Consider the following 5,686-nt stretch of genomic DNA (forward strand, 5'->3'; position numbering starts at 1 on the left):
GTCTGAATCTCCGGGTAGAAGTCGGCATGGTTTCGTTCCATGACTTCGGCAAACTGGCAGATGTGGAACACATTGCCCAGACCGCCCATGTCAAAGTGATAATCATCCAGATGTTCCACCCGTGCCGTAAAACTGTGCCCATCCGGGTAATCCACCTGAATCACGCCGCCATCTGGAATGCGATAGAGGTCATCATAGTGGCTGTTGATGAGACGAATATCCCTCGGCAGCGTTTCCGGCTCCCAGATGCGCCGTCTGCCGATGCCCGCCTGCGGGATGTTTTCGAGGATCTTTACGCTTTCCTGTTGGATGGCCTTGCGGTCATCGTCCGAAAGTTCAAACAGATACCAGTTCCGGGCGGCAGAAATGGCGTTCCTGCCATCGGGCGGCAGGTTCTTTTCCGAGATCTGCCCGCTTTCCAGCGGCTCACCAGTTACCTTGTTGTAGGTGGCAAAGCCGACTCCTGCACCGTTTTCCCGGAGGTGGAGATAGCGTTCATCGTTGATAAGGTAAACCGCTTCTTTTTTCTGCTCCATCAGCAACCACCTTCAAATTCAAGAGAAAACTTGCTGCGGCCATCAGCTTCACAGGACAGCAGCACGGTGGCATTGTAGGTCTTGCCCTTGGCACTCTTGCAGTCCTTCAGGCGGACCCGACCATCCCGCAGCAGCTTGTCCGCCACATGAGCGTCCAGACGCTTGCCCAGACGCTTGAAGAACGCATTGTCCTTCCACAGCACGAAACGGCACTCCCGGCTCTCGCAGAACCAGCCCTTTTCACGCTCCACAACATTTGCACCACAGTTCGGGCAGACACCAATAATCTTGCTTTTCATAAGTGCATTCGCTCCTTTTTTCATTTCCGTGTTCTTTACCAGTTCGGTAATCACCATATTGATCTCAGTCATAAATTCACTCGGCTCCATTTCGCCACGTTCGATTTGCAGCAGTTTTGTTTCCCAATCGGCGGTCATTTCCGGGGACTGGATCTCTTCGGGCATTACGGTAATAAGGGCTTTGCCCTTGTCGGTAGGCAGCAGCACCTTGGTTTTCTTGTTGCCCTTGCGCTCCAGAAAGCCCTTCTGCACCAGCTTTTCAATAGTTGCGGCGCGGGTGGCCGGGGTGCCGATGCCCTGACGTTCCACACCCTCCGGCATACTGTCTGCACTGGCGGTTTCCATCGCATGAAGTAGAAGGTCCTCGGTGAAATGCTTCGGCGGGGACGTTTGCCCCTCTTTCAGTTCAGCACTGGCAACGCTGCACTGGCTTTGCTCCTGCACATCGGGCAGAACAGCCTGTTCTTTCTGCTTGCCCAGCAGTTCGCCCAGCATTTTCCGCTCTACTGCTTTCCATCCGTCGGACAGCACAACTCTGCCTTTGGTGGTAAATTCTTCGCCTGTGCAGATGGTAGTCAAGGTGGTTTCTACATAGCAGTAAGGCTCACCCACGGCACAGAGTAGCCGTGCGGCAATCAACCGCAGGACATTCCGCTCCCCGGCAGGGAGGGCGGCAAGGTCTGCTTTTGCCATGCTTTTCGTAGGCAGTAGCGCATGGTGGTCGGTGACTTTGCTGCCGTTGATGACCTGCTGCACATGGATGGGAAACGGCTCTTCCACAGCAAACGCCTTGCCCGTGTTCGTCACCAGCCCCGGCAGGGATGCCGCCATATCCTCCGTCAAAAATCGGCTGTCCGTGCGGGGGTAGGTGATGAGCCGCTTTTCGTAAAGACTTTGGGCATAATCCAAGGTCTGCTGTGCCGTAAACCCCAGCAGACGGTTTGCATCCCGCTGCAATGCGGTAAGGTCGTAGAGCTGCGGCGGACTTTCGGACTTTTCCTTGCGTTCCATCTTCTGCACTGTGACACGTCCCTCCTTTCGGCATTTGGAAAGCAGTAGTTCAGCATCCGCTTTCTGTGCAAATCGTTTGCTGGATGCAGTGCCGCCGTCTGCAAGGGTCAGGGCAACCGTGTAGAATTTCTCTGGCGTGAAGGCGGCAATGGAAGCTTCCCGAACCACCGTCATGGCAAGCACCGGGGTCATAACACGCCCTACCGCCAAGGGCTGGTTGTACAGGCACGAAAAAAGCCGGGACGCATTGATGCCGACCATCCAGTCGGCACGTTCCCGGCAGAGTGCTGCGTTGTACAGCGCATCGTATTCAGTTGACGGTTTGAGATGGGCGAAACCTTCCCGGATGGCGGTTTCCTCCATGCTGGACAGCCACAGGCGAGAAACAGGCTTTTTGCAGCCGGCCTGCTGGTAGACAAGTCGGAAGATCAATTCTCCCTCCCGTCCGGAATCTGTAGGATAGTTCTCGGAGGTGACTTTTCTGACTTTGTTACTCGATGGCATCCAATGGGCCGATAAAGCGGTAGAAAATCTGGATTTTCTGGACGTATTCGCCATCGACCTTTTCCGCTCTGGATACCAGAATCTTGTCAATCAGCTGATGCAGAATCTTATAGTTCAGTTCGGTGATGCCAGCGTACTTGCTGACTTCATCAATAAAATCCTGAATCTTGTCCAGCTGATCGTGTTCAGCACGGCCTTCCCGCTCGTACTGCTCAATCTTCTCGGTCAGTTCAGCCTGTTCTTTGTCGTAGCGATCTGCAAGCATTTGAAAACGTTTCTCCGGGAGAAGTCCCTTTGATACGTCCTCATAAAGTTTTGCATACAGGTCTTCGATTTCTGCGATTCGTGCTTTACACTGCTTCAAATCCCGTTTGTGCTGCGCCCGGTCAGAGGACACCCGGAGGTGCATCTGATTTGCAATCTTCTTCACAAGGGCTTCCCGATTGCTCACAGCGGCCTTTGCGTGTGCCTGAATGTCCGCAAAGACAGCTTCATGCAGAACACGGGCTTCCAAATTATGCGAGTCACAGGCTTTCGCACCATATTTCCGATAAGTGCTGCAACAATAAAAGGTCTGATCCAGAACACTGTTACGTTTGCGCCTGTGCTCGACCTTGACTAACATCGTTCTGCCGCAGTCTGCACAGCGGACGATGCCCTTGAAGATATTGTCATAGTCGGTCTTATCACACATAAAACAACCGGAACGGCTGTAAAGGATTCGCTGCACGTTTTCCCAGCGGTCTTGTGGGATGATTGCTTCATGTGTATTCGGAACGATAGCGCGTTCTTCAAACGGAATATAACGCCGCTTTTTGGATTTCATGGACACGGTGGGCTTGGCTTCGTAGATGATGTGTCCGGCGTAGACTGGGCTGTGCAGAACCTGACTGATATAGGCACTGTCCCAATCATACATCTTTTCATCATCAATAAAGCGGCCAAACATCTCTTTCTTGTAGTAACACGGCTTCAAAACTTTTTCATCGTGGAGCCGCTTGGCGATGCGGTGAAGCCCCAGCCCTTCCTCTGCCATTGAATAGATATACTCAACAACGGGGGCGGTGTTCGGGTCGATCACAAGGTGATTGTGGTCGGCAGGGTCTTTCTGGTAGCCAAACGGTGCGCCGCTGGAGATATACTTTCCACTTTTCTTGCGTGTCCGAAGGGCACTCTTGATTTTTCGGGAAGTGTCTTTGGCGTACATTTCATTGATGATGTTTCGGAACGGGGCAATATCCATCTGAGATTGCTCGTTGGAATCATAACCATCGTTGATTGCAATATAGCGGACACCGTGTTCAGGAAAGAAGATTTCCATATACGTTCCGGTTTCGATGTGGTTGCGTCCAAGTCGGGACTGGTCTTTGGTAATGACTGTTGCCACCTTTCCTTCCCGGATATCATCCAGAAGTTCCTGAAAGGCAGGGCGGTCAGAGTTCGTACCGCTGTAACCATCATCAACATAGTACTGGCAATTCCCGAAACCGTTGCGTGTGGCATACTCCATAAGCATCGCCTTTTGAGTGCGGATGCTCAGGCTTTCGCTGTTTGAACCGTCATCTTTTGACAGTCGGCAGTATAAAGCAGTTACTTTTTTGTCCTTTTCCATGTGTACCTCCATAATGGAAAAGAGACCTCATCAATCACATTGTAGCGGATGCTGCGTGACGATGCAAGCCCTTTTCCGCAGTAAAACGTCCAATTAGCCAGCGGCGAGATACGATTCGGCAGTTTTACGAATTTCTTCTTCCACAAGCCGCTGAAAAAGCGTATTCATCGGCACATTGCCGATATAATGGCGTTCCACGATCAGGCGCACGGACTTCGGACTTCTCGGCGCACGTTTGCGTGTGGTGGGCTTCTTCTCAGATTTTTCTTTGTTCAAGGGCAGACCTCCTCATTCATGTGGTGCAAATACGGAAAGGAATGGATGGATTCTATTCGTTTTTCTCTTTTTGTTTTATTACGTTGGTTAGGTGAAAGTTTTCTTCGATACAGTCTTAAAGGCTGCTATACTGCATAGGAAAAATATCTTTTGCAGATGCCATTAAGAATCTGCATCACAGAATCGTGATTTTGGCGGTTCTTGAATCGTGAAAAACGCAGAACTATTCAACATTTGGAATTTTCACAAAGATGTGATTGGGCGAAGAAAACCGCGTTCGTCTGCGCTCAATCAATCCCGCAGCGTCCAATTCCTTAAGCGCACTGGAAACACTGACAGTGCTGCGCCCTAGCTGCTCAGCCAAAGAGCAAATCGTAAAAATGACAAACACGAATCCACGTTCATCTATCCAGAGATTTTTCTGCGAGAGCGTGGCACGGTCGAGTAGCAACACATAAGTCATTTTTGCAGTCTGACTCAGGTCAAGTTCCAAAAGGAAGCGTGGGTATGGGAGAAACGGCGGCAGCGGAGTTTGCGTGGTAAGATATTCTGAAATGTTGATCACCTCCAGCTGAAGCAGAAATCAGGAACAAAGAGTATGTAACGAGAATTGGAGGGTTCCAATTCTCCAGTCGCAGAAAAGCACGAAACAAGTGCTCAACTGCGTTAATAAGTTAAGGTCTCCCATATTGGTCCTCGACTTCCCTAGGAGTGGGGAATCGTCCGGCGGCGGGCTTGCACCGCACCATTGGCATTTCAGCCACCCCGTCTTCGTTATGACCGGGCTGCGAGTTACAGAAGTACCTTTTGTGAAGTACCGGACGATTGAACTATTCACTTGTCAAGGAACATATGGAAGATTTCTGGACTTTGACGGACGAAAAACATCCTTCTACTTGGTAGCCGATGAAAAAGGCCATTTCGTAGCATTGCAAGCAATTTTGTAAACAAAACGTCATAATAGTCCGAGAATGGTCTTGAAAAAGATGCCCTACACTTGGTAGGCATCGAGAACGCCTGTTTCGTAGCATTGGTGAGAAACTTGTAATTGAATTGTAATTCTTGAGACCAAATCTCCGCTTTTGAAAAAATCCTCTCAATAGGTAGGCAACGAAAACAGCCCAAAGACAACCATCTTTTTGAGAATTAACAAAAAGGTCACAAATGACCGGCTTTCAAAGAGGCGCTTCTACTATTAACAGAAAAAGTGGCCTAAAATGGGGGGTGTTGGAGAAAATTTCTGCCTTAAAAGTACGCCTCTACTCACTAGCCAGCGAGAATAGCCAAAAGCCAGCAAAAAACAAATGAATTATGTACTTCTGCCACTGATTGTAACGGCATATCGGTGACAGAAAGATCGTTTAGAGCGATTCTTCGCGGTTTGGGGTGGTAGAAATCGTTTTGTAGTTGGACTTTTTCTGCTGAAGCTGCTCCAGCTGTTTCAGCAC

4 protein-coding genes and 1 pseudogene are annotated in these 5,686 nt (G+C 50.1%); all 5 read right to left on the reverse strand.

The window, feature by feature from the left end:
• Positions 1-536: pseudogene (locus tag GKG36_RS14480) on the reverse strand (hypothetical protein); the annotation flags it as partial.
• Positions 536-2,350: a DNA topoisomerase gene (locus GKG36_RS14485; protein WP_154261323.1), complete on the reverse strand. Its 1,815-nt coding sequence runs from the start codon at positions 2,348-2,350 to the stop codon at positions 536-538. The gene GKG36_RS14485 and the pseudogene GKG36_RS14480, both read right to left, overlap by 1 nt.
• Positions 2,337-3,974 (reverse strand): recombinase family protein, encoded by a 1,638-nt coding sequence (locus tag GKG36_RS14490; RefSeq protein ID WP_154261325.1) that lies wholly within the window; start codon positions 3,972-3,974, stop codon positions 2,337-2,339. The genes GKG36_RS14485 and GKG36_RS14490 overlap by 14 nt, the downstream gene beginning before the upstream one ends.
• A gap of 81 nt (positions 3,975-4,055) precedes the next feature.
• A complete protein-coding gene (locus tag GKG36_RS14495) occupies positions 4,056-4,238 on the reverse strand; it encodes a hypothetical protein (protein ID WP_005945116.1) in 183 nt (60 codons plus the stop codon).
• Between the two features lie 1,266 nt (positions 4,239-5,504).
• The coding region (locus tag GKG36_RS14715) for a hypothetical protein (protein WP_206671184.1) at positions 5,505-5,686 on the reverse strand (182 nt) is incomplete at its 5' end.

It is taken from the genome of Faecalibacterium sp. BIOML-A1, assembly GCF_009679715.1.
Taxonomy (GTDB): Bacteria; Bacillota; Clostridia; order Oscillospirales; family Ruminococcaceae; genus Faecalibacterium; species Faecalibacterium taiwanense.

Coding starts and splice junctions, on each gene's coding strand:
- GKG36_RS14485 (WP_154261323.1), bottom strand. CDS start 2,350: ATGCCATCGAGTAACAAAGTCAGAAAAGTCACCTCCGAGAACTATCCT.
- GKG36_RS14490 (WP_154261325.1), bottom strand. CDS start 3,974: ATGGAGGTACACATGGAAAAGGACAAAAAAGTAACTGCTTTATACTGC.